Source organism: Rhizobium sp. BR 317 (assembly GCF_047445835.1).
Lineage (GTDB): Bacteria > Pseudomonadota > Alphaproteobacteria > Rhizobiales > Rhizobiaceae > Rhizobium > Rhizobium paranaense.
The window spans coordinates 1-2700 of sequence record NZ_JARWLB010000079.1 but is presented as its reverse complement, the minus strand read 5'-3'; the positions used below and the strand labels follow the sequence as shown (position 1 = coordinate 2700).

Here is a 2700-nt window from a genome sequence, read left to right as displayed (position 1 = left end):
CCTCAGAACGGCCCGGGCGATAACGATCCATTGCTTGATGCTGAGCGGAAGATCACCGACGTTCTGCCGGAGATCGACAGGCTTTCCCACCAGGCGGTCGAGGAGGCTTTGCGCAGCGCTTTCACGTTCCCTGGAGGCTTTCCGAAGCGAGAACAGGTCCTCGCTTCCTACGAAAAGGTTGTCGAGGACACTCGCTTCATCGGCGACAAGGWCTTCCTGGAAGATCGTAGCKAGACCAACCCCTTTKGCATCGACTGGCGAGGTGATGGACTTGCCAAGGATCAGGACAGATCCTGCATCGGCAGCGATAACGCCGGACATGATCTTCGCCATGGTGCTCTTGCCGCTGCCATTCTCGCCAACGATCGCGTGCACCTCMCCTGCCTTGGCGGCAAAATCGCATTTCTTCAATGCCTTCGTTTCGCCAAACGATTTGGCAACGGCCGTCATGCTTACGGCGACGTCTTTCGTCATGCCCATCCTCCCCTTTAGGCAGCAGCAGATCGCGCCAGGACATCCGATGCCCGGGCCTCTTGCCGAATTGTGACTGCCGTCTTTGAACGCTCCKAGAACTCGCTCGGTGAACTATAGAATGACAGATTGTCTGCTAATCTGTCAATAGTGCCGCCATGCCCATATCGGGATGTCGGGTTGACTTCGATGAAACCGGTTGGTCGCTCGACGCCCTCAAAGTTCCAAAAGCATGTTGTCACGCACCTGACGTCGGTCGGAGGTTCTCAAGCGGAGTTCCGCCCGATCTGAAGCGATCTGGCAGCCATCGCGATCAGGACAGGACCAAAGCACTATTGAGGGTGTCCGGTAATCCGAAGAAGGCAACCGTTTCGATTGGGGGCATACGGARCATCCCAWCCTCMGCGCGTCGAACGCGGCAAGTGCCATTCGATCATCCAGCCTTCCCCGCTGGGGAAGCGGGCAGATCGAACTCATGGTCGATMGGCCCTTGGCGCGGGCAACCGTGGAGATCACGGGAACTCTTCGAAGTTTTCCTTCGCGGGGTCGTGAGCAAGCCACGGCCTGGCGTGGGACAGCCAGACGTTGGACATAGGAACCKAACCAGGATCGGTGTCAAAAGTGCCTGCCCGCAGCACCTTCATCTMCGGGTTGGCAGGCCGTTCGGCATAAACGTGCGAACCACACCGTGAGCAGAACCACCTCAGTTTTCCAGGGGTCKACTCAAAGCTGTGAAGGACGTCCTCGCCGGAAATCAGCTTGAAGTTATCACTCTTCACCTTGGCTGCAGTGTTATGATCGGCCGCATGGGACTTTCTGCACGTCTGGCAGAAGCAGTTCCACATCGGGCCGTCCAGTTCCGACACTTCATACTGTACCGCTTTACATTGGCAAGATCCGAGGATCGGCATCTTCAAAATCCTTTCATCGCTTTATCCAGTTGTGGCTGTCGCGCGCTTGCAGAAAGCCACCGCTTCAAGTTCCGTGCGGCCTGCCGGATCCTGTCTTCATTCTCCACGAAAGCCAGCCGTACGTATTCGTCACCCATCTCACCGAAACCGATACCCGGCGAAATCGCGACCTGTGCCTTCTCGAGCACGAGTTTCGAAAACTCCAGCGAGCCAAGGTGTCGGAAATGCGGGGGTATCTTCGCCCATGCGAACATCGTGGCCGCAGGAACTGGAACGTCGAAGCCGGCATCGGCAAAGGTCTTCACCAGTGTATCTCTGCGCGTCCTGTAGATGTCTCTTGCCCGCGCGGCGTCCTCCCCGTCCGAGTTTAGGGCATGAGCGGCGGCGACCTGTATCGGCGTGAATGCTCCGTAGTCCAGGTACGATTTCACGCGCGTCAACGCTCGGATGAGCCGTTCGTTACCCACCGCAAACCCAACGCGCCAACCGGGCATCGAGAATGTCTTCGACATCGAGGAGAATTCGACGGCCACGTCGATCGCGCCGGGGACTTCGAGAACAGACGGCGGCGGGGKACCGTCGAAGTAGATTTCAGCGTAGGCGATATCCGACAGAACGATGAGATCGTGCTTCTTCGCGAAGGCGATGACGTCCTTATAGAAATCGAGCGTCGCGACGCGAGCGGTGGGGTTTGACGGGTAGCTTATGATGAGCGCCAGAGGCTTCGGTACCGAATGCCGCACCGCCATTTCGAGAGCTTGGAAGAAGGTCTCATCCGGCTCKACCGGTACCGACCTTATCACGCCCCCTGCCATGAGAAATCCGAACGTATGAATCGGATAGGAAGGGTTCGGACAGAGAATGACATCCCCGGGGGCGGTTATGGCCTGTGCCATGTTCGCAAACCCCTCCTTGGACCCGAGCGTCGCAACAACCTGGGTATCCKGATCAAGCTTCACATTAAACCGGCGGGCGTAATACGCAGCCTTGGCGCGGCGAAGCCCGATAATGCCCTTGGAAGCCGAATAGCGGTGCGTGCGCGGATGCTGCACMGCTTCGCATAGCTTGTCCACAACCCAGCTTGGCGTGGGAAGATCGGGATTGCCCATTCCAAGATCGATGATGTCGACTCCGGCCGCGCGCGCGCTGGACTTGAGACGGTTCACCTGGTCGAAGACGTAAGGGGGCAAACGCTGTATCTTGTGGAATTCCAACTTCTGGTTCCTTATMGTGGGTCCTCCGCGCCGACGGATGAAGCCGGCGCGGAGGTCGCGGGACAACTTGGGAGGTCGTCGATTACTTCTTCGGCCGCCAGGCC

3 protein-coding genes are annotated in these 2700 nt (G+C 58.1%); all 3 read right to left on the bottom strand.

Annotation, left to right across the window (positions count from 1 at the left end):
* Positions 1-474: ATP-binding cassette domain-containing protein (locus tag QD357_RS31730; RefSeq protein ID WP_414125949.1), on the bottom strand; the 474-nt coding region annotated here is incomplete at its 3' end.
* A 509-nt stretch (positions 475-983) separates the two neighbouring features.
* The gene (locus QD357_RS31725; protein ID WP_414125953.1) at positions 984-1316 is read right to left on the bottom strand and encodes a GFA family protein; all 333 of its coding nucleotides are present in this window, start codon (positions 1314-1316) and stop codon (positions 984-986) included.
* Positions 1317-1384: 68 nt separating this feature from the next.
* The gene (locus QD357_RS31720; RefSeq protein ID WP_414125951.1) at positions 1385-2635 is read right to left on the bottom strand and encodes an LL-diaminopimelate aminotransferase; all 1251 of its coding nucleotides are present in this window, start codon (positions 2633-2635) and stop codon (positions 1385-1387) included.
* Positions 2636-2700: the final 65 nt, after the last annotated feature.